This is a genomic window from Mesorhizobium sp. PAMC28654 (assembly GCF_020616515.1).
In the GTDB taxonomy this organism is placed as follows: domain Bacteria; phylum Pseudomonadota; class Alphaproteobacteria; order Rhizobiales; family Rhizobiaceae; genus Mesorhizobium.
In genome coordinates, this window is sequence record NZ_CP085135.1 from 2224713 (window position 1) to 2244224 (window position 19512).

The 19512-nt window shown below is 61.3% G+C and carries 21 protein-coding genes and 1 pseudogene; 7 read left to right on the forward strand and 15 right to left on the reverse strand.

Annotation, left to right across the window (positions count from 1 at the left end; genetic code table 11):
• Nucleotides 1-19 precede the first annotated feature (19 nt).
• Nucleotides 20-715: a ribonuclease HII gene (locus LGH82_RS11285; RefSeq protein WP_227348560.1), complete on the forward strand. Its 696-nt coding sequence runs from the start codon at nucleotides 20-22 to the stop codon at nucleotides 713-715.
• A 275-nt stretch (nucleotides 716-990) separates the two neighbouring features.
• Here the strand turns inward: LGH82_RS11285 and LGH82_RS11290 are convergent, their stop codons facing one another.
• The 7 genes and pseudogenes from LGH82_RS11290 to LGH82_RS11320 form a co-directional block, all read right to left on the reverse strand.
• Complete coding sequence (locus tag LGH82_RS11290) at nucleotides 991-1482, reverse strand: F0F1 ATP synthase subunit B (protein ID WP_227348561.1); 492 nt, start codon at nucleotides 1480-1482, stop codon at nucleotides 991-993.
• Between the two features lie 10 nt (nucleotides 1483-1492).
• Nucleotides 1493-2077 carry a F0F1 ATP synthase subunit B gene (locus LGH82_RS11295; protein ID WP_227348562.1) on the reverse strand — a complete coding sequence of 195 codons (585 nt, stop codon included), beginning with the start codon at nucleotides 2075-2077 and terminating at the stop codon, nucleotides 1493-1495.
• A gap of 62 nt (nucleotides 2078-2139) precedes the next feature.
• Nucleotides 2140-2364, reverse strand: coding sequence for a F0F1 ATP synthase subunit C (locus LGH82_RS11300; protein ID WP_227348563.1), 225 nt, complete (start codon nucleotides 2362-2364; stop codon nucleotides 2140-2142).
• A gap of 65 nt (nucleotides 2365-2429) precedes the next feature.
• Nucleotides 2430-3186, reverse strand: a pseudogene (locus LGH82_RS11305) (F0F1 ATP synthase subunit A).
• Nucleotides 3187-3232: 46 nt separating this feature from the next.
• Nucleotides 3233-3652: an AtpZ/AtpI family protein gene (locus LGH82_RS11310; RefSeq protein WP_227348564.1), complete on the reverse strand. Its 420-nt coding sequence runs from the start codon at nucleotides 3650-3652 to the stop codon at nucleotides 3233-3235.
• A gap of 255 nt (nucleotides 3653-3907) precedes the next feature.
• On the reverse strand, nucleotides 3908-5092 hold the full coding sequence (locus tag LGH82_RS11315) for a cell wall hydrolase (RefSeq protein ID WP_227348565.1): 1185 nt from the start codon (nucleotides 5090-5092) through the stop codon (nucleotides 3908-3910).
• 68 nt (nucleotides 5093-5160) lie between these two features.
• A complete protein-coding gene (locus LGH82_RS11320) occupies nucleotides 5161-6189 on the reverse strand; it encodes an MFS transporter (RefSeq protein WP_227348566.1) in 1029 nt (342 codons plus the stop codon).
• A 467-nt stretch (nucleotides 6190-6656) separates the two neighbouring features.
• Between LGH82_RS11320 and LGH82_RS11325 the strand changes: the two genes are divergently transcribed.
• Complete coding sequence (locus LGH82_RS11325) at nucleotides 6657-7586, forward strand: LysR substrate-binding domain-containing protein (protein ID WP_227348567.1); 930 nt, start codon at nucleotides 6657-6659, stop codon at nucleotides 7584-7586.
• A gap of 27 nt (nucleotides 7587-7613) precedes the next feature.
• On the opposite strand, the gene der is transcribed toward LGH82_RS11325, so the two are convergent.
• Nucleotides 7614-9053 (reverse strand): ribosome biogenesis GTPase Der, encoded by a 1440-nt coding sequence (gene der, locus LGH82_RS11330; RefSeq protein WP_227348568.1) that lies wholly within the window; start codon nucleotides 9051-9053, stop codon nucleotides 7614-7616.
• Nucleotides 9050-9715 carry a tetratricopeptide repeat protein gene (locus LGH82_RS11335; protein ID WP_227348569.1) on the reverse strand — a complete coding sequence of 222 codons (666 nt, stop codon included), beginning with the start codon at nucleotides 9713-9715 and terminating at the stop codon, nucleotides 9050-9052. The genes der and LGH82_RS11335 overlap by 4 nt, the downstream gene beginning before the upstream one ends.
• A 190-nt stretch (nucleotides 9716-9905) precedes the next feature.
• Here LGH82_RS11335 and LGH82_RS11340 point away from each other — a divergent pair, with 190 nt between their 5' ends.
• A complete protein-coding gene (locus tag LGH82_RS11340) occupies nucleotides 9906-10907 on the forward strand; it encodes a polysaccharide deacetylase family protein (RefSeq protein WP_227348570.1) in 1002 nt (333 codons plus the stop codon).
• Nucleotides 10908-10930: 23 nt separating this feature from the next.
• Here LGH82_RS11340 and sbmA read toward each other — a convergent pair whose 3' ends face one another.
• The 3 genes from sbmA to LGH82_RS33640 all read right to left on the reverse strand — a co-directional run bounded on the left by sbmA (nucleotide 10931) and on the right by LGH82_RS33640 (nucleotide 13810).
• Nucleotides 10931-12193, reverse strand: coding sequence for a peptide antibiotic transporter SbmA (gene sbmA / locus LGH82_RS11345; protein ID WP_227348571.1), 1263 nt, complete (start codon nucleotides 12191-12193; stop codon nucleotides 10931-10933).
• Nucleotides 12194-12307: 114 nt separating this feature from the next.
• On the reverse strand, nucleotides 12308-13468 hold the full coding sequence (locus LGH82_RS11350) for a YbfB/YjiJ family MFS transporter (protein WP_227348572.1): 1161 nt from the start codon (nucleotides 13466-13468) through the stop codon (nucleotides 12308-12310).
• A gap of 204 nt (nucleotides 13469-13672) precedes the next feature.
• Nucleotides 13673-13810 (reverse strand): hypothetical protein, encoded by a 138-nt coding sequence (locus LGH82_RS33640; RefSeq protein WP_413771441.1) that lies wholly within the window; start codon nucleotides 13808-13810, stop codon nucleotides 13673-13675.
• 94 nt (nucleotides 13811-13904) lie between these two features.
• Between LGH82_RS33640 and LGH82_RS11360 the strand changes: the two genes are divergently transcribed.
• From LGH82_RS11360 to LGH82_RS11370, 3 genes are all read left to right on the forward strand, one after another.
• Nucleotides 13905-14819: a LysR substrate-binding domain-containing protein gene (locus LGH82_RS11360; RefSeq protein ID WP_227348573.1), complete on the forward strand. Its 915-nt coding sequence runs from the start codon at nucleotides 13905-13907 to the stop codon at nucleotides 14817-14819.
• An 82-nt stretch (nucleotides 14820-14901) separates the two neighbouring features.
• Nucleotides 14902-16158 (forward strand): aminopeptidase, encoded by a 1257-nt coding sequence (locus tag LGH82_RS11365; RefSeq protein ID WP_227348574.1) that lies wholly within the window; start codon nucleotides 14902-14904, stop codon nucleotides 16156-16158.
• A 30-nt stretch (nucleotides 16159-16188) separates the two neighbouring features.
• Nucleotides 16189-16551, forward strand: coding sequence for a DUF488 domain-containing protein (locus tag LGH82_RS11370; protein WP_227348575.1), 363 nt, complete (start codon nucleotides 16189-16191; stop codon nucleotides 16549-16551).
• A 166-nt stretch (nucleotides 16552-16717) separates the two neighbouring features.
• Here LGH82_RS11370 and LGH82_RS11375 read toward each other — a convergent pair whose 3' ends face one another.
• Nucleotides 16718-17065 carry an ArsC family reductase gene (locus LGH82_RS11375; RefSeq protein ID WP_227348576.1) on the reverse strand — a complete coding sequence of 116 codons (348 nt, stop codon included), beginning with the start codon at nucleotides 17063-17065 and terminating at the stop codon, nucleotides 16718-16720.
• A 76-nt stretch (nucleotides 17066-17141) separates the two neighbouring features.
• Between LGH82_RS11375 and LGH82_RS11380 the strand changes: the two genes are divergently transcribed.
• Entirely contained in the window at nucleotides 17142-17351 is a 210-nt protein-coding gene (locus tag LGH82_RS11380; RefSeq protein WP_227348577.1) for an SRPBCC domain-containing protein, read from the forward strand.
• 13 nt (nucleotides 17352-17364) lie between these two features.
• On the opposite strand, the gene LGH82_RS11385 is transcribed toward LGH82_RS11380, so the two are convergent.
• Both LGH82_RS11385 and LGH82_RS11390 read right to left on the reverse strand, forming a co-directional pair.
• Nucleotides 17365-17973 carry a 2'-5' RNA ligase family protein gene (locus tag LGH82_RS11385; protein ID WP_227348578.1) on the reverse strand — a complete coding sequence of 203 codons (609 nt, stop codon included), beginning with the start codon at nucleotides 17971-17973 and terminating at the stop codon, nucleotides 17365-17367.
• A gap of 92 nt (nucleotides 17974-18065) precedes the next feature.
• Nucleotides 18066-19493 carry an aldehyde dehydrogenase family protein gene (locus LGH82_RS11390; protein WP_227348579.1) on the reverse strand — a complete coding sequence of 476 codons (1428 nt, stop codon included), beginning with the start codon at nucleotides 19491-19493 and terminating at the stop codon, nucleotides 18066-18068.
• Between the last annotated feature and the right edge of the window lie 19 nt (nucleotides 19494-19512).

A 19512-nucleotide genomic window follows, 5' to 3' on the forward strand; every position in this document is an offset into this window, starting at 1 on the left:
ATGCGAACCTCGCCGCAACATGGCTCGCGCACGTTCCGATTCTCCGCCTCTCTTCGAAATCATCGAGAGACCCGACTTCTCCTTCGAGACGAAGGCGATGGCCGAAGGCCTGTGGCCGGTGGCGGGGATGGATGAGGCCGGCCGAGGTCCGCTCGCCGGACCGGTCGTTGCCGCCGCGGTGGTGCTCGATCCCGCCAACATCCCTGAAGGGCTCGACGATTCCAAACGCCTCAGCCATTTGCAGCGTGAAGCGTTGTTCCTTCGCATTCTTGGCTCGGCGCTGGGCGTGTCGATGGCTTCCGTCAGCGCCGAAGGCATCGATGGCAGCAATATCCTCAAGGCCAGCCTGGAGGCGATGCGCCGGGCACTGGTCGGCCTGCCGGTGCAACCGAAGCTAGCTCTCGCCGATGGACGCGACGTACCTCCGGGGCTGCCTTGCGCGGGGCGCGCGCTGATCAAGGGCGACCAGCGCTCGCAGTCGATCGCAGCCGCCTCGATCGTCGCCAAGGTCATGCGCGACCGCATGATGTGCGGCTGCGGCAATCATCACGATCGCTACGGGTTCGAGGTCCATATGGGCTACGCCACGGTCCGCCATCGCACGGCGATCGAGGCGCATGGACCAGTGGCTCGCCTGCACCGCGTGTCCTTTGCACCGTTCAGGCTTGGCGGAACCGACGTGGCGGAAGAAGTGAGTTTCGCCGGGCTCGATTGAAACAGCGATGCGGCTGAGCGGGTAATCTCCCCCCTCGAGGGGGAGATGTCGCCGAAGGCGACAGAGGGGGTCCTCTCAACCAGCTCGACGCCCCCTTTGACGACAAAAGATGAGGTCGGCGTTACATGCGCAGCGACCCCTTCTGGCCTGCCGGCCATCTCCCCCTAAGGGGGAGATTATGTACTCAGCCGCTTTCGCCAATCTCCACCGTCGCCCAGAAACAAAAAAGCCGCCAGGTTTCCCAGGCGGCTTTTCTAAAGTTTCCGGCTATCAGCTCAGTTGAGCTTGGCCTTCACGTCCTGCAGCGAAGCCTTGAACAGGTCCGCGCCCGCCTTGGCGTCGACCTTGCCGGCAAGCAGCGCGCGCGCTGCCTCGACTGCGATGTCGACGGCGCTGGCACGCACCTCGGCGACCGCATCGCGCTCGGCCTGACCGATCTTCTGCTCGGCAAGTGCTGTGCGCCGCGCGACATATTCCTCGGTCTTCTTGTGCGCGTCGGCGGCAAGCATTTCGGCCTCGCGCCTGGCGGCAGCGACAATGTCGGCGGCCTCCTGCTCGGCTTCCTTGCGCTTGCGCTGGTACTGGCCGAGCAGTTGCTGGGCCTCCTCGCGCAGCCGGCGCGCTTCCTCAAGTTCATTGCTGATCTTGGCCGCACGACCGTCAAGAGCCTTGGCGATCATGCCGGGCACCTTGATGTAGATCACAATGCCCACGAAAATGATCAGGGCAATCGTGGCCCAGAGCGTTGCTAGAGCTGTAGCGTCCATGATGCGCTCCTCACCGGGCCACGGATTTGACGGCGGCCGCGACCTCGGCCTTGCTGGCCTTGCCACCGACAAGCGCCTCGACGATTTCCGAAGCTGTATCCTCGGCGATGCCGCCGACTTCCTTCATGGCGTTTGCCTTGATGGAAGCAATGCGCGCCTCGGCCGCACCGAGCTTCTCGTCGAGCGCGGCCTCGACCTTCTTGCGTGCCGCCTCGACTTCCGCCTTGGCCACATCGCTTGCCTGCTGGCCAATCGTATTGGCCTTGGCCTTGGCTTCCGCCAATTCCTGCTCATAGGCAGCAACAGCAGCGTCGGCTTCGCCCTTCAGCTTGGCCGCCTGGTCGAGGTCCCGCGTGATGCGCTCGTTGCGGACGTCGATGATGCCACCAACGCGTGGCATCGCCACCTTCTTCAAGAAGAGGTAGAACAGCCCGAAGGTAATCGCCAGCCACAGAAGCTGCGACGGAAACGTCGACGGATCAAACGGCGGGAACGCGGCATGCGCCTCGGCGGGCACCGCGGTGCCCGAATGCGTATCGCCTCCCGCGCCGGCGGCCGGCGCGGTCTCTTCTGCAAAGGCAGATGTCACGAACATCTTATTTCCCTGTCCATACGGTAAGGCCGCACCATGCGCCCTACTTCGTCAGCCGGTGTTTCTTACTTGAACACCAGAAGGAGAGCGATGAGGAGCGAGAAGATGCCCAGAGCTTCGGTCACGGCGAAGCCGAAAATCAGGCGGCCGAACTGGCCATCGGCAGCCGACGGATTGCGCAGCGCGCCCGAGAGATAGCTGCCGAAGATGTTGCCGAGGCCAATGCCCGCGCCACCCATGCCCACGCAAGCGATGCCGGCGCCAATCGCAGCTGCTGCAGATACGTCCATGTTAAACTCCTGTCGTTCCGTTGTCGTTGCAGTTTGTAGTTGGCGTCATGCGCCGGTGAAACTTTTTAGTGACTGGGGTGCAGAGCGTCGTTGAGATACATGCAGGTCAAGACGGCAAAGACATAGGCCTGCAGGAAGGCGACGAGCAGTTCCAGCGCCGTCAGCGCCACGGCCATGGCCAGCGGCAGTATCGAGCCCGCGATGCCGAGTGCGCCAAATGCGCTGAGGCTGACGACAAATCCCGAAAACACTTTCAGCGTAATGTGGCCAGCCAGCATGTTGGCGAACAGACGAACCGAGAGGCTGACCGGGCGCGAAACGAAGGAAATCACCTCGATCGCCACCACAAGCGGCATCAGGTAGATCGGCACGCCCTGCGGCACGAACAGCTTGAGAAAGCCCAGACCGTGCTTCATGAAGCCGTAAACGATCACGGTTCCGATCACCAGAATGGCGAGACCGAAGGTGACGATGATATGGCTGGTGATGGTGAAGAAATAGGGGACAAGGCCAAGCAGGTTGGCGACGAGCACGAACATGAACAGCGAGAACACGAGCGGGAAACTTCATGCCTTGCGTTCCGGCAGCGTCCCTCAACATGTTTCCGACGAATTCGTAGGCCATCTCGGAGACAGACTGAAGCCGGCCAGGAACGAGGCTGCGGCTCGACGTGGTGAGATAGAGGAAAGCCGCCGCCACAACCACGGTCGCGACCATGAACAGCGCCGAGTTGGTGAAGGACAGGTCATAGCCGCCGATATTGATCGGAATCAGCTTGATGATATGGAACTGGTGGATCGGATCGACCTTGTCAGCTGCCACGTTCAAACCCCATCAATGCCGCGTACGGCCTCATTACAATTACCGCTCATGAAGAGCGGCTATTTCCATCGTCCCGGTCACGGCGCCGTTTCTCGCCCTGTCCGAATTCTGCCACAGCCCCTGCGGAACGCAGGACATTGAGCACGCCGGCGCCAAAACCCAGCAACAGAAACACGATCAGACCCCATGGCGATGTCCCCGCCTGACGATCGATGATCCAACCGAGACCGGCGCCCACCACCACCCCGGCGATAAACTCGCTGGATAGTTTGAGCGCCTGGCCATATCCGGCCGCACTGCCCGCTTTCGCGTCGTCTTTCCCCTCGAGCCGTTCCGGCCGCCTTGTCGCAAGAGATGCTTCAAGTTCACGCCGACGGCGCTCAAGATCGTCGTCGCGGATGTCGGCTTCATGCTGTTTGCCGGGGCCGGTTTTTCCGGTTCCGTCTGGCCCATTCTCGTCGGCCATCGCAACCCCCCTGCCCGGTCAGACCGTCACCGTCCGTCCGCTTCTAAAGTCGCCGGCAACATAGTTAGAGGGTTTGCGCCCGTCAAGCCACGGGTCGAACTTCAATGTGATGTATTTTATACTTTGAAATCAATAAGTTAGAAAGGTGCGACATCGTGCCCGGCATAGCGGTGGGCAGGAGCGGCCCGAATCCCCCTCGCGACAGGTCTTTGATCGACCCTGCTCACAGGAAACCCGGCGGCGACTATCGCGCCGTCAACTCCATCCGCCGCCATAGGTGCGATAGAAGATATGCAGGCCGATCTTGGCCATTTTCTGCATCGTGCGCGCCCAGCCCGGATGGACATATTGCGCATAATAGTGGGTCGACGATCCCACTTCCGGGATAAATATCTTCCCGGCCGTGACAGCCATGGCGATGTCCTGCGCGGTCTTGTAGGCGACGGGGCTGTCGACACGCTTCTTTCGCCCATCACAGGCGAACGAGAACTGGCAACGGTTGAACCAGCTGTCGTTCTGGTAGACGACACCGCAGATCGAGTTCGGGTAGGCTGGATTGCGGACGCGGTTGAGGATGACCTGGGCGACAGCGGCCTGGCCACGCACGGATTCGCTCCTGGCCTCGAAATAGATGCCGTTGGCAAGGCATGCCTGCTCCGGCTTGGTGAAGACGCTCGCCGGAAGTGGGTTCTGTATCCATGAATGGTCGCCCTTCGCCATCGGCGGAATGAAGCGGCCATTATCCGGCTTCTCGTCCTGCAGCAGCGCCTCGAACGGCGACGCCTTTGCGTAGTCGGGCGCGGACGACGCATAGGCGGTCGCCAGCACATCGGCATTGTCATTGTTGACCAGTGCGGCGAGCATGGCCGGCACGCCGGGATCAGGCTTCTTGTCCTCGCGCGCATGGAACGCGGCGGCGATCTGGACTTCCTTGCCTTTGATCTGAGGTTTGGCAAAGGCCATCTTCAGGCTGCTGTCCATGCTCGGACGCAGCAGCGACGAGGTGCGCTGGAAGATCGAACCGGCATTGAAATTCTTCGGCGGCGCCACCGGAGACACCTGGATGATGCGACCCTTCTTGTCGGCGCGCGCAATGCGGTCCTCGTCGGGTGAGCCACTGACCTTGCCGCCCTTGCCGCGAAACGACACCGCGCCGATGCCAGCCAGCTTGACACCAGATCCGGAGATCGAGCCGGTGGTGTCGGAATCGATAAAAGGCATCTCGGCCGCGTGAACCGAGCCCGCGACCGATTTCTCGATGTAGGAATTCCAGCGCGTGTTCGGCGCCTCCATGCCGGAAATGAGGCTCGTCATGTCCTGGTAGGCGACAACGGTCGGGAAGCCGATCCAGATACCGAGACCGATGACGAACGGAGCGATGACGGAATGTTTTCTCTCACCGGCGGCGGCGACAAGCCGCTTCAAAACACGTCGATGCACGGAACTCTCCAGGAACGCTACTGAACCCCACTGGAGAGAAACAATGGTGCATTAACCTTGATGGGACGTTAACGGGTTCGATCGGGTTTTCCACGTTCGACCGCAACACCGCGGTTTTGCAGGCTCGGGCAGGCTGAAGACAATGATGCCGGCTGAAGAAAGATCGGCCAGGCGACAAGCGCGCAGGCGGCAGCCGCTAACCATACGCCCGTCCATGACACGAGAAGCAGCAGGCCCGGAATGGCTGTTGGTACCAGGAAGAATGCAACGAAGACGAAGCTGTTAGCGAGACCAAGAGCGGTTCCCGCATGGCTGGCGCCGGCAAGTGTGGCAAGCTCGGTATAGGCGACACCATGCCAGGAAGAAACGCAGATGCCGGCCAAAACCAACATCCCGACGAGCGACGGCACAAGCACAGGCGCGGGTATCGCGGGCGATGTCATGACGAGCAGGCCGAGAAGAGCGAAGGCCATGGCGCTCAAGGCGCTGCAGAGACGCAGGAAGGACCGGCGATTGCGATGACGATCGGTGAAGCGTCCGCTCCAGACGCGCATGATCATGGCGCCGACCTGCACGGTGGCTAGGCTCGCGCTGATCACCGCGGTCCCCATCCCGCCAAAGTCATGCAGGAAGACCGAGGCAAAGGTGAGCACCGCGACTTGCGGAAAGCACAGCAAGCCGATGGCTGCAGCAATGCGCCAGATGTCGAGATTGCGCAGCGGCCTGGGGTTGGCTGACGGGGCTGGGTTGGCACCGGTAGAATCCGGACCGTCTTGCGCTGACGGCTGATGCAGCCAGAGCCATGCAAAAAAGGCTGAAACCGCCGAGGCCACGGCCAGAAGTCCAAAGACGGCGGCAAAGCCATGGGCCGAAGCAAGCGACGGGAGAACGAGTGCGCCAAGTCCGCCGCCGAGCGGTACCGCCGTCTGCCTGATGCTCATGGCAAAGCCACGCTCGCCTTCGTGAAACCAGGCCATGATGGCACGGCCGCTCGAGCCGTTGACACTGCCTCCGAGCAGGCCGGTGACCAGAAAGGCGATGGCCAGGACTGCTAGGCTGGGAATATGTGTCGATGACGGCACCACGAGCATGGTCATGAGGCCGCCATGCCGCGGTCGCCCCAAGTCCGGTCAGCAGCACGCCACGGTCCCCCCAGCGGTCGGTGAGGAGTCCCCAGGGCAATTCGCTCAGCGCTACACCCAATCCCAGAAGACCGAGAATCAGACCGAGCTGGCCATTGCCAAGATGGTAGCCCGACCGCAGGAAAACCGCCGTGCTCGGGACACCCGAGAAGGTCGCGGAAAAGCAGGCGTTCGCAGCGACGCCGATGCCCAGGACCTTCCAGCGGTGACCGGGACCAAATGCCGCCGGAGCAAGGGAAACAATTTTGCCGCTCGGCTGAGGCGTGCCCTCGCAGCGGCTGGCGGTGATAGCTGACATCGAAAGGCCCCTTCGGTGATCTGGCAACGGCTGTCAGACCTTGACGCGCTTTTCCTACCGCCATAACTTCATCCTGAATATTGGAAACTTTAAAACGTAATGTCCCATAAATCAGGACTATCTCATGCGACGCGTTACGCTCGACCTCGACGTTCTCAGAAGCTTCGTCACCGGCATGGAGATGGGCAGCTTCGCCAAGGCGGCCGACAGGCTTGGCCGATCGACCTCGGCGGTCAGCGCGCAGTTGAAGAAGCTGGAGGATCAGGCCGCGACACCGATCTTCCGCAAATCGGGACGCGGCCTAGCACTGACGGAAGCCGGAGAAACCATGCTCGGCTATGCGCGCCGCCTGCTCGAACTCAATGACGAGGCCGTGTCCGCCATCCATGATGTCGAACTGGAAGGCTGGGTACGGCTCGGGCTCCAGGAAGATTTCGGCGAGGCGGTGCTGCCGGATGTGCTGGGGCGGTTTGCGCGCGCACATCCCAAGGTCAAGATCGAGGCCAGGATCGGGCGCAGCTACGAACTAGCCGAACGGATCACGTCGGGCAGCCTCGATATCGCACTGGCATGGCACAATGACGACAGGTTGCCCTATAGCCAACATGTCGCCGATGTTCAGATGCGCTGGATCGGTCCGGCAAGTCTCATTGAAACCAACCTGCGGAGTGGCGAGGCACTGCCGCTGGTCGCACTTGAAGCGCCATGCCTGCTGCGTACGGTGGCGACCGAGACGCTCGACAGGGCCGGCTTGCCCTGGCGGATGGCCTTCTCCAGCCCGAGCCTTGGTGGCATCTGGGCCGCCGTCGCCGCCGGGTTGGGGCTGACGATCCGCACCGAGATCGGCCTGCCGGCCAATGTGCGGGCAATGACGCCGGAAATCACCGGATTGCCTGCATTGCCCGGCATGGGGCTGTTCCTGCATCGCAAGGAAGCCGAACTGGATCCCGTGGCGGCGAGACTTGCCGACATACTGCTGCAGGCGACGCTGGAATCGCTGCCTGAAATCGCGCGGGCACGGCCCGTGCATAGTGGCCTGCGAAGTGTAGCATGATGCCGGCGCCCCTAAGGGCGCCGCGATTCACTGGCGTTTCTTCGCCCGACCGGCGAATGGGTTGTCCGATGTGCGCAATGCCATGCGGATCGGCACACCCGGCATATCGAAGGCCTCGCGCAGACTGTTGGTCAGATAGCGGACGTAGGATTGCGGCATCGCATCGGGCCGCGAGCACTGGACAACAAAGCCCGGCGGCCGGGTCTTGGCCTGCGTGAGATACTTGATCTTCAGCCGGCGACCCGCCACGGCGGGCGGCGGATGATGCGCCAAAATGCCTTCCAGCCAGCGGTTGAGCTTGCCCGTCGAGACGCGGCTGTTCCAGACCTTGTGCGTCCTGATGACGGCGTCCATCAGCTTGTCGAGGCCGCGGCCGGTCTCGGCCGACACCGTCACCGCCTGCATGCCGCGTGCCTGGGGAAGAAGCCGCTCGGTCTTCTCGCGCAATTCGGCCAGCAGTTCCTGTGGATTGTCGATCAGGTCCCACTTGTTGAAGGCGATCACCGGCGCACGGCCTTCGCGGATGATCAGGTCGGCGATCTGCAGATCCTGCTTTTCGAAGGGGATGGTGGCGTCGAGCACGATGATGACGATCTCGGCAAAGCGGATGGCGCGCAGTCCATCCTGCACCGACATCACTTCCAGCTTTTCGTGAATCCTGGCCTTGCGGCGCATGCCGGCCGTGTCGAACAGTTTCAGGCGGCGGCCATGCCAATCCCAGTCGACGGAGATGGAATCGCGGGTGATGCCAGCTTCCGGTCCGGTCAGCAGCCTCTCCTCACCGATCAGCGCGTTGATCAGGGTCGACTTGCCAGCATTCGGCCGACCGACGACAGCGATGCGCATCGGCTTGGTGTCGTCATAGGTGTGGACGTCTTCGGCGTCCGGATCGGTGATGTCCTCGCCAATCAAAACCTCGCTGGCCGCGACCTCCTCGTCGCTGCCATCTTCCTCCTCACCGAAGGCTCGCGCCTCGCCAAGCGCCTCGATCACCGCATCGCGCAGGTCAGGCATGCCTTGCCCGTGTTCGGCCGAGACCGGAATCGGTTCGCCAAGGCCAAGCTCCCAAGCTTCCAGCATGCCACCCTGGGCGCCCTTCGCCTCGGCCTTGTTGGCGACCAGCACGACCGGCTTGCCCGATTTTCGCACGATCTCGGCGAAAGTCTTGTCGTCGGGCATCAGGCCGGCCTTGGCATCGACGGTGAAGAAGATCAGGTCGGCTTCGCGAATGGCAATCTCGGTCTGCGCGCGCATGCGGCCGGGCAGCGTGTTCGCGCCGGCGTCCTCGAAGCCAGCGGTATCGATCACGTCGAAATGCAGATCGTAGAGTTTGGCCGCGTGAACGCGGCGATCGCGGGTGACGCCTGGCGTGTCGTCGACAAGCGCCAGCTTCCTTCCCACAAGCCGATTGAAAAGCGTGGATTTGCCGACGTTAGGCCGACCGATGATGGCGACTTTGAACGTCACGACGCATTGCCTGACCCGCGGATCAGTTCGGACATCAGCGTCGCCCGCTCACGCGTGTTGCGCGGGGCACCATCATCCGAAGCGATCTGGTCGAACAGTTTCAGGGCATCCGCTGTCTTGCCTTCCTTCCAGGCGGCAAGGCCAAGCGCCTCGCGCGCGGTGTGGCGCAGCGTGTTGGTGTCGGATGTCAGCGCTTCGACGCGGCTCGAAACGTCGGCGAAGGAGCCGTGATCGACCAGAAGCAGTGCTGCCCTCAGCCGTGCCATGTCGCGAATGCCCGCGGGAATGGCGGTGTCGGCGGCAACGCCGTCGAAATCCTTGACCGCTGCGTCAACATCGCCCTTGTCGGCCTTGACCGTCGCCGCCCGCATGCGGGCAAGCAGCGGATAGGCGCCATAGCCGTCCTTCTCCAGGGCATCCAGCGCGGCAAGCGCGTCGTCGCTCTTGCCGTCATTGGCAAGTTTCAGCGCCTGTGAAAAAGCATCGCCAGAACGGTTGGCGCGGGTTTCGTCCCAGTAGCGATAGCCGACGAAGGCGGCGGTACCGAGCACGATCAGAACGGCGAGACCGATCAACGCGGGACCAAAGCGGTCCCACAGCGCCTGCGCTTGTTCGCGGCGGATCTGTTCGTTGACTTCGCGGATAAAAGTGTCGTCCGACATATATAACCATTCCTGCCCGGCCGGGGCCCTTCTTGAGCCCGCGTTTTAGCGGAATTTTGTCGGCATGGAAGGGGTTCGGCAGGAAAATCGGCTATTGGCTGCACAGGCGGACCACGAAGGCCGACCGCACCCACGCCACATTTTCCCGATAGCCGGCTCTCGAACCCTTCCTCTCCAGATCAGATCGTCGATGCGTCTTCCATTCCGCGTTCTTGCGTTTTCCCTCGTTTCGCTTGCTGCATCAAGTGCGGCTCTCGCCGATCCGCCCACGGCGCCGGTGCCGGCAAAGCCAAAACAGGTCGTCATCATCTCGTTCGACAGCGCCCGCGACATTTCACAGTGGAAGCGCAGCCGGGCGCTGGCGCAACGCACTGGCGCGCATTTCACCTATTTCCTGTCCTGCGTCTTCCTGCTGGCGCCGGAGACGCGCGCGCAATATACGGCGCCCGGCAAGACCGCCGGCAAATCCAATATCGGCTTTGCCGCGTCCAGGCAGGAAGTCGCTGATCGGCTTGAGCAGATCAGACTTGCCGCGTCCGAAGGCCACGATATCGGCAGCCACGCCTGCGGCCACTTCGACGGCAAGGACTGGAGCAAGGCGGACTGGCTGAATGAGTTCAGCGCGTTCGAACGCATTTTCGAAAATGCCTATGCGATCAACGGCATCACCCCCGAGCCCAAGGGCTGGCGTGATTTCGCGCGACATGCCGTCGTCGGCTTCAGGGCGCCGTATTTGTCGGCGAACAAGGCGCTCTACGAGGCATTGCCGGCGGCGGGCTACCTGTTCGACGCAAGTGGCGTGTCACGCGGCCCGGTCCAGCCGCCGACCAGCAACGGCATCACCCGCTTCTCGCTGCCTCAGATTCCGGAAGGTCCTAAATCCCGGCCGGTGATCGCCATGGACTACAATCTCTATGTCCGCCATTCCGGTGGTTTCGAGCGACCGAGCGCGGCAAACGAGTTCGAGAACCGGACCTACGACGCGTTCCGTGCCGCCTTCAACAGCCAATATAACGGCAAGAGGCTGCCGCTTGAGCTCGGCTTCCATTTCACGCTGATGAACAACGGCGCTTATTGGAACGCGCTGGAGCGCTTCGCCGGAGACGTCTGCGTCAACCCCGATGTCGAGTGCATCAGTTTTCGCGATTATGTTTCGCGGCTGGGAGCCAAGGACAAAACCGTGGGCGGCTAAGCCGCCCACGTCCTTTCCAACAATCAGGCCGGATCGGGTTCTTTTGCTTGGCGCTCCATGAAGCGACGGTCAATGTCGGGGAGCGGCTCGCCATGGATCGTCGCCTCGAAGGCACGTAGACGTTTGTAGATCGAGATCAGTTCGACAATGGTTGGCCATGAATTGACCAGGTACTGGAACGAAGATCGGACCTGATCAAAGGAATTGAGAATCTGGTTTAAAGCGCCAAGCTTGATCTTTCCCGCGACCATCGTAGGAACCAGAACAATATATGGGAATATATTATCGATCTGAAGGTAAAATATTCTGGCTACGTTGAAATATAAATAGTGGAAGTATTTTAGAAAATAATTTCTCCGAACATTCCTAAAAAGCTCTGCGACAGTTGGCGGTTGAGCGCGATTTACATCGTCCTCACCATAGACCAGTTCCTTGCGGTACGCTGCCTCTACACGCTGAGTACGGAACTCAAGCCCTGGGAGCTTGACACCAACCAAAGCCAAGAAAGTGGTTCCGAAGAGCGACCAAAAGATTGCCACAACAACGAGAGAATAAGGCACCGCGCCGACAATCGGCAGTTCCGTGACGTTCTGAGAGAGATGCAGCAGCACAGGGAGGAACGCTATAAGCGTCATGACAGACCCTACCAAGCTTACGCCCAAATCTTCCATCGTTGTGGAAAAGCGCATCGTGTCTTCTTGAACACGCTGGGATGCACCTTCGATGGACCTTAGCCTTTCCCAATTTGTCATGTAGTATTCGTTCATCGCGGTGCGCCAACGAAATATCCAATGGCTGACGAAAAATCGATTGAGGGCCCCAACGGTTACAGCAACAAGCGCAATCCACATAATCGTCAGCAGTTGGCTATAGAAGTCCCATGGCGTCGTGGAGAATGGTGTTCCCAAGGCCTTCTGAATAAGATCGTAGAAAGGGCCATACCAGTCGTTGAAAGCGACGTTCACCTGTACTTGGTAGTAGATCACAAAGAAGATCAGTGAGGTCCCAAGGATGGACCAATTCTGCCATGGATGAGGCCGGTACCAAGCCCAAAAGCCGTAGAAAATCAGGACTACAGCGGCAAAATATATATAGAACCAGATAAAGGGCTTCGACCAAAAGAGTGACACGCCGATGATCTTGTCGACGCCTTCGGCAGTGGGGGGCAGTCCGAACAAGGCGCCAAGCTGTTCTCCCCCGAAAAACCAGAACAGAACGGCCGCAAGGCTCCAGATGGCGGCCGAAGAGAAGAACAGCTTCGGCTGCGGGAAAAAGGATACGAACACTGTGGCGAATTCCTCGATCTGTGCGCAAATCAGCGGGGTTCAGCGGGCATAAAGTCACACATTAGTTGGAAAGAAAATGCCTGCCCAATGCCCGTCACTGACCAAGACCACAAATCATGGCGATTTTGGCGCAGCCGACCATGTGATGACGCCGGAGACCACCAGCATGGCTGCAGCGACGATCGAGGCGAGGAAGAAATTGCCTGACGCCTGGGCAAAAAGCCCGGCGGCGATCGGGCCGATGATCTGGCCAAGACCGAAGGACGCGGTCATCAGGGCGAAGATGCGCCGGGCCGATTTTGGCGCCTGCTGCCGCGCGGCCTGCAGGCCAAGTGCCGTGATGGCCATGAAGGTACCGCCAAGCAGCAGACCGCCAAGCAGCGGCCCCATATACCCGCCGAGGGCGACGCTGGCGGTGACGCCGACGACTTCGACCAGGCATTCCAGCGCATAGGCGGCATGGAGCCCGATCCGTGCAGCGATCTTCTGCCACGCCCATGTCGAGGGGAATGCTGCAAGGCCGGCGACCAGCCACACCATGTCTTCGAAGACGTGGCTGCCGCCACCTTGCCGGACGATGGCGACCAGGAAGGTCGCCGTCACCACATAACCGAAGCCAAACAGGCCATAGGCAATGATGATCTTCATCATCGACCGGTCCTTCGGCAGGGCCGGCTCACGGACGGCTTCGCCGGTGGCGAGCGGGCCTTCGTTCGCCAGCAGCGCCACGACCAGGAAGCCGCAAGCCGAAATCGCTGAAGACCACAGCCAGGCCGCCGCCCAGCCGGCATGTTCGGTGACCAGCACGGCCATCATTGCCGCCGAGATCGCGATGCCAAGGCCAACGCCGCCGAAATGCCAGGCCTGCAGGTCGTTGCGGCCGGCAGCGTTTATATGGCTGAAAACGATGCTGGCCATGAAAACCATGACGAAGGCGCTGGCCAGACCGGCCAGGAAGCGAATGACGAGAAAGGCGACCATGGTGTCGGACAGCCCCATCAGGGCCGCAAGGACGGTGCTGGCGCCGAGACCCACGAGCATCATCAGGCGTTCTCGTCCATGCGCCCAGCCGCCCGCCGCCGCCAGCGCGCCGATGAGGTATCCGAGATAATTGGCCGAGGCGATCCAGCCAGCATTGGCCGGCGACAGATGCAGTTCTTCCATCATGCCGGGCAGGATCGGCGTATAGACGAAGCGCCCGATGCCCATGGCGACGGCCATGGCGATCATGCCGGCGAAGGCGAACCGCAGCGGGGATGGAGAGAGCGTGTTCATTGCAGCGCACAATAAGTGCGCCGGTCCTTGAGACAATCCGCTTTCTGTTGGGCCAGTGCGGCGGACCGTAGCCGCCAAACTGGAGATGTCCTTGTCAACCGTTCAGTCTGCCTCGGCAATCAACACCCGCTGAGAGCAACCTGGAGTGTCGCGGTCTCGTAGGCCGTCCGCCGCGCCGTCAACCTGAACGGCACATCGCCGAGTTCACGCTCCGACATGGCGTCCCAGCACCGGATGCGACAGCGGATCGATCACCCATCTGGTGGTTTCGCTGTCATGCGGCTGCCTTTGCCATCCGTTCCCAGCGAAGAAGGTGGCCAGCGACGATAAAATCCTCAGCATCCCTGCCTCCGCAATCCGTCTGCTTCCGGTAAGGTCTGCCGTTTCAACATCTCTTTCAATTGAGATTTCAATCTCGGCAGTTTAGAAAAACTATATGGCTATGCTCAATCGCGTCCATCTCAACGGCCTGCGCGCCGTGGAAACCGTCGCCCGCCTTGGGTCGCTTTCGGCGGCGGCGGGCGAACTCAACGTTTCCGCCAGCGCGGTCAGCCAGCAGATCAACCGGACGGAAAGGCAGCTAGGCCGCGCCCTGTTCGATCGAACTGCGAGCGGCCTCGTCCTCACCGAATTTGGCACGGTCTTCGCGACCCGACTGGGCGCTGGCTTTCGCGAACTTGCCGCGGCGATGGCGCTCGCCGAGGAGGCGACCGAATGCACGCTGGTGGTTTCGGTTGCACCGGCTTTTGCCTCGAAATGGCTGCTGCCGCGCCTCTCCAGCCACTTCGACCGGCACCCGAATGTACTGCTGCGTGTCGACGCCTCGGTACGGGTCGCCGATCTCGACCGTTCCGACATCGATATCGCCATCCGTCTTGGCGACGGCAAATGGCCGAATGCACACGCGGAGTTGCTGCTGGCGCTGGAAGTATTTCCTGTCTGCGCGCCGGTCATCGCCCGGAAACTCAAATCGATCGAAGACCTCGCCCAGACCTGCGCCATCACCGACGAACGGTCGATGATCAACTGGGAGAGCTGGTTTGAAGCGGCTTGCGTCAAGCCGGTCACGTTCCAGAAGGGCGCGCGCTTCACCGATCCAATGCTTTGCCTGGAATCGGCGATTGCCGGCCACGGCGTCATGCTTGGCTGGCAATTGCTGACCGCCGATGCCCTGGCGGATGGCCGCCTCGTCGCGCCCTTCGGCATCCGCGCCCAGAGCGGCCTCGGTTACTGGCTGGTGACATCGCCAACCAGAACCGAAAGCCGCAAGGTCCGGGATTTCAAGACCTGGATCCGGGAAGAGATCGAAACGACCATGACACAGTTCGGATCCCTCGAACCCGCCAATTAGAAAATGCCGGCAGCGATCGCGGTGGAAAGGTCGACAGTGCCGGTCTATGTATGATCGATCAACATCATGGCAGGCAGGGATCATGACCACACATTCGCGCGGCGTTTCCGCAACCATCGACCCGGTGAAGCTCGACAGGCTGGCCGAGGTGGCCATCAAGGTCGGGCTGCAGTTGCAGCCGGGACAAGACCTTGTCGTGACATCGTCCATCGCCGCCCTGCCGCTGACGCGGCGGATCGTCGAGCACGCCTACAAGGCTGGTGCCGGCCTGGTCACCCCGATCTTCAACGATGACGAGATGACGCTGGCGCGCTATCGGTTTGGCGCCGATGCCGGCTTCGACCACGCCGCTGGCTGGCTCTATGAGGGCATGGCGAAGGCCTTCGCCAACAATGCCGCGCGGCTTGCCGTGCGCGGCGAGGATCCGTCGCTGCTGTCGGCGCAGGATCCGGCAAAAGTGGCGCGCGCCAACAAGGCCAATTCGATCGCCTACCAGCCGGCCCTGGAGAAGATCACCGGCTTCGACATCAACTGGAACATCGTCGCCTATCCGGACAAGGCATGGGCCAAGCAGGTATTCCCCGATGATGCGGAGGACGTCGCCGTGGTGAAACTCGCCGACGCCATATTTGCCGCTTCAAGGGTGGATGTCGAAGACCCGATCGGCGATTGGAAGGCGCACAACGCCGCACTGCGCGCCCGCACCGAATGGCTGAACGGCCATGATTTCCACGCGCTGCATTTCACCGGACCCGGCACCGACCTGACGGTTGGACTGGCTGACGGCCATGAGTGGATGGGCGGCGCCTCGACCGCCAAGAACGGCATCACCTGCAACCCCAACATCCCGACCGAAGAGGTCTTCACCACGCCGCATGCACGACGTGTCGAAGGCCATGTTTCTAGCACCAAACCGCTATCCTACCAGGGCACGCTGATCGACAACATCTCGGTGCGTTTCGAGGAAGGCAGGATCGTCGAGGCAAAGGCCTCGAAGGGCGAGGACGTGCTGAAGAAGGTGCTGGATACCGACGAAGGCTCGCGCCGTCTCGGAGAAGTGGCGCTGGTGCCACACTCCTCGCCGATCTCGGCGAGCGGCCTGTTGTTCTTCAACACGCTGTTCGACGAAAACGCCGCCTGTCACATCGCGCTGGGACAGTGCTATTCGAAGTGCTTTGTCGACGGCGCGTCGCTCAGCCAGGACGAGATCGCCGCGCGTGGCGGCAACAAGAGCTTTATCCACATCGACTGGATGATCGGCTCGGACAAGATCGACATAGACGGCGTCCACAAGGACGGTCGCCGCGTGCCCGTCATGCGCAAGGGCGAGTGGGCCTGAGGGTCACTGCCGCTACGGAGGGAGGGTCCGATGGCCTTCGACCTGGTAGTCAAGCGGATCTACGTACCCCCGGCGTCCGACGACGGGCAGCGGGTTCTGGTCGACCGGATCTGGCCACGCGGCGTCAGCAAGGAAGACGCCGCGCTGACGCTGTGGCTGAAGGAAATCGCGCCGAGCGACGAATTGCGAAAGTGGTTCGGACATGATCCCGAGCGCTGGGCGGAGTTTCGCGAGCGGTATCGCGTCGAGTTGGATGGGAATGGCGAAGTGGTGGCGGAACTTCGCAATCTGCTTCGTCATGGAAAGGTGACTCTGCTCTATGGCGCGCATGACGAGGCGCACAATAATGCTGCGGCGTTGGCAGAATACCTACTTCGTCATCCTCGGGCTTGACCCGAGGATCCATGCCATAGCTTCAACCGAAGGGCGTAGCGGCACCAGAACCTGCAACGTTGCAGCGCCCTGATGTCACGGCATGAATCCTATGGTCTGTGCCGCGTCGCTTCGCTCCTTGCTCCGCCATAGGATTACGACGGGATAGGTGTGCGCTTGCTGAATCCTACTTCACCGCCTGCTCATAAACATCCGGCTTGAAACCGACGAGAATCCGGTCGCCAAGCTCCAGCACCGGCCGCTTGATCATCGTCGGCTTGGCCAGCATCAGCGCCTTGGCCTTCTTTTCGTCCAGCCCTTGCTTGTCCTTATCCGCCAATTCCCGAAACGTCGTGCTCGCCTTGTTCAGCAGGACTTCCCAGCCGACCTTGCCGACCCAGCCATCCAGCCGCTTCGCGTCCAGCCCCTCAGCCCTGTAATCGTGAAAGCGGTAGACGACATCATGGCTTTCCAGCCAGACGCGCGCCTTCCTGATCGTGTCGCAGGTGGTGATGCCGTACATCGTGGTCGTCAAAGCGTGCTTCCCTTGGGCTGACAAGTCGAATCCGTCCCCCAACCTAAAACCGCCCTTCCCGCTTTGCCAGCACCTCATGTCCGATCTCGTAAATTTTGAGGCTGCCCTCGGCAGAGCCCTTCATCACCCCGGTCATTTCCTTCCAGCCGGACGGCAAGGCACGCGCTACACCGCCACAGCCATCCACCGCGACGAGGCTACTCGCAAGAACCATGAAGAGATGGGATTCTTCGACGGCTGGCGCACGGTGCTCGATCAGCTTGCGGAGCACGTGAAGACGATTTGAGAGTTCGGACCGACTACGATACCGCTATCAAGGGCCAATGGTCCAGAAAGAGGTATTTTGTCAGACCGCGCATGCTGTGAACAAAGGTGAAGTCACAGGCAACGAAGCTGATCGGGTCGATGGGCTGCCGAGGGATAAACTTTTGATCGTAAGCGAGCGTCAGATGCGGAACGAAACCATCCGACGCTTTGAGCCCATTCTTTAGCATCTCTGCGCCAAGCAATTTGTGGAGTTGGAAAACCGGTCCATCGTCTGCCAACAACACAAACGGGCGATGAGGCGGCCTGCCTCCAGTCGCCAGACGACCGGAAAAGCTGCCGACACTGCCAAACGTGACCTCGAATGCAGGCATGTGAACATGCTGGCCCGATCGTGATGCCGCAAAGACGATCTTTGACCGCAGCCGCCTGTAGTCACCAGCATGCTGCAGGCTCAGATGGAACCGTTCAACCGACAGCAGCGATCCAACTATCCCATGTTGATGGCAAAGCTGCCTCTGCAGATTGGCGAAGGAACCATAGTACCGAGGCTGCAAAAACAACCCGAAGAAGGCACGATCCGGCCGTTTCGGCTGGCGCGGCGGCACTGGCATGCCAAAATCGAATTCACCTTGCCGATACATACGCACACGCCCGGCGAAGAACGCTCCTGTTTTGCTCTACCAGAACAAAACAGGAACAATTCTTTGAGTCAAGCGTGGATTTAGCCCGAAGCTTACGCCCCGTAGCCGATGATGCCCTTGACTTCGAGGAAGTCGTGGATCGCCCAATCGGCGTATTCGCGGCCGTTGCCCGACTGCTTGTAGCCGCCGAAGGGCGCGAAGGTGTCCCATTCCGGATAGTTGATCGAGACCTGTCCGGCGCGCAGCTGTCCGGCCACCTTGCGAGCACGGTCGATATCCCCCGACTGCACATAGGCAGCGAGGCCATAGACCGTATCGTTGGCGATCTTCACCGCATCATCATCGTCATTGTAGGAGATGACCGACAGCACCGGCCCAAAGATCTCCTCCTTTTCGATGGTCATGCCCGGCGTGACGTGGCCGAACACGGTTGGCCGCACATAATAGCCGCGGTTGAGGTGTTCCGGCCGGCCGGGACCGCCGGTGACCAGCGTGGCGCCTTCCTTGATGCCGGCCTCGATCAGCCGCTGGATCTTGTCGTACTGGATGTTCGAGACAACCGGTCCGAGCTTGGTATCTTCCGAGCGGGGATCACCGACATTGTGCGCTTCGGCTGCCTTCTTGGCGATGGCAAGCGCCTCGTCGTGACGGGCGGCCGGCACCAGCATGCGGGTCGGCGCATCGCAGGACTGGCCGCTGTTGCCGAAGCAACCCTCGACGCCCTTGCGCACCGCCGTTTCGAAATCGGCATCGGGTAGAACGATGTTGGCCGACTTGCCGCCGAGCTCCTGCGCCACGCGCTTGACCGTCTCGGCCGCCGTCTTGGCGACGATGATGCCGGCGCGGGTCGAGCCGGTGAACGATACCATGTCGACATCGGGATGGCCGGCCATGATCTGGCCGACATCCGGGCCGTTGCCGTTGACCATGTTGTAGACACCCTTAGGCACGCCGGCGGCCTGCATGACTTCCGAGAAGACAATGCCGCTGATCGGCGCGATCTCGGAGGGCTTGAGCACGACGGTGCAGCCGGCGGCGATGGCCGGCGCCACCTTGCAGACGATCTGGTTCAGCGGCCAGTTCCATGGCGTGATCAGCGCGCAGACGCCGATCGGCTCCTTGATAACCATGGTGCCGCCGCGCTTCTCCGAGAATTCATAATCCTCCAGCGCCTTGATGGTGGCTTCCATGTGCGCCCTGCCCGCCCAGGCCTGCGCCTCGCGTGCCCAGGTGATCGGTGCGCCCATCTCATGGCTGACGGCCTGGGCGATGTCCTCGTAGCGCTCGTTGTAGACTTCGAGGATGCGCTTCAGGAGCTTCAGGCGCTCCGCCTTGCTGGTCTGCGAAAAGGACGGAAACGCGGCCTTGGCGGCAGCGACAGCCTTGTCGACATCGGCCTTCGAGCCGACGGAAATCTTCGTATAGGCCTCTTCGGTGGACGGGTCGATGACGTCGAGCGTCGCTGGCACCACGGGTGCCACCCATTTGCCGTCGATGAAGAAGTTGAGATGATTGCTCACAGGGTAATACTCCGGTTTT